Origin of the sequence: Microcoleus sp. OTE_8_concoct_300 (assembly GCF_031383065.1) — a bacterium.
GTDB lineage: Bacteria > Cyanobacteriota > Cyanobacteriia > Cyanobacteriales > Microcoleaceae > Microcoleus.
In genome coordinates, this window is the sequence record NZ_JANMZH010000147.1 from 1 (window position 1) to 1,305 (window position 1,305).

Here is a 1,305-nt window from a genome sequence, read left to right on the forward strand (position 1 = left end):
GAGGCAGCAGTGGCACGGGCTGGACTGAACCCGAGCCGTCCAAAGCTCATGGCATTCTTGAATCGCATCCACACACGTCCGGCATACCAACAAGCACTCGAGCGTGGTGGTGCTTACGAGCTTCTGAGTTGAGCAGAACAATATCTTGGTCAAGATTTGGTGCTGAAGTTTCGGCATTACTATTGTGAGGCAGAGTAAAATGACATTTATGCGAACGTGGCGATTCATAACACTTATGCTCGCCTCCTTTAGTCTCAGTTTGTCTATGACCCACCGCAGCCTAGCAGAAGTAGCGGTCTTAATCGCGTTCATTGTATGGCGGATTATGTTGTATCGAAATCAACAAAATCTAACCCCATGAACAAACTTTTCCGCCTGATTTTGATATTGCTGAGTGCGTTGATTGTCATCACATTCAACCTCAAGGGCAGTGCAAACCAACTGGACTTGGATGATAGGATCGATCGCTTCATCAAAACTCAAATGAAGACTCATCACATTCCTGGTTTGGCACTCGCCATTACTCACAATAACCAAGTGTTGCACGTTAAGGGATACAGTACAGCAAACAACGAGCGGCCTGTTACAGCACAGACCCAATTCTTGATTGCTTCGGTGAGCAAATCGTTTACCGCAATTGCAGTGATGCAGCTAGTTGAAGCGGGACAAATTAATCTGGATTCACCCGTGCAAACTTATCTACCAGAATTCACCGTGACCGATCCAGCGATCGCTGCCAAAATTACCATTCGTCATCTCCTCAATCAAGTGAGTGGTTTATCTGACGTAGGCTTTCCTGAGTTGCAGGTTTCTCAAGCAACAACAATTCGCGATCGCGTTACTAGCCTCAGTCGAGCAAGTCCCGTTGCGTTACCCGGCGCTCAGTTCCACTATTTCAATCCCAATTATGAAGTGTTGGCGCGAGTGGTTGAAGTGGTGAGTCAACAGCCATTCTCAGCCTACTTACAAACGCATATTTTTACACCTCTTCAAATGTCGCGGACGCTCAATGCAACTACAAGTGCTGACGCATTTCAAGGTGCTACCAACATGGCACAAGGACATCTGATGGCATTTGGACTTCCCTTAGCATATCCAGAAATGTCTGGTTATCTGAGCGGCAGTAGCGGGATCGTTTCCACCGCAGAGGACTTGGCAAATTATCTAATCTTCCAAACCAACAGTGGACAATTTAAAGAGACAAAATTGCTTTCTGAAAGTAGTGTGGCGCTGATGCACACTCCACCCAAAACCATCGGTAGTTCCTATGGCATGGGTTGGTTTAAGGGCAGCGAGAACGGTGAA

The 1,305-nt window shown here is 46.9% G+C and carries 2 protein-coding genes; both read left to right on the forward strand.

Going from position 1 to position 1,305, the window contains the following annotated elements:
• The coding region (locus tag ACUVJL_RS07385) for a hypothetical protein (protein ID WP_445245260.1) at positions 1 to 188 on the forward strand (188 nt) is incomplete at its 5' end.
• Positions 189 to 357: 169 nt separating this feature from the next.
• Positions 358 to 1,305 (forward strand): serine hydrolase domain-containing protein (locus tag ACUVJL_RS07390; RefSeq protein ID WP_445245261.1); only part of this gene is annotated, 948 nt, incomplete at its 3' end.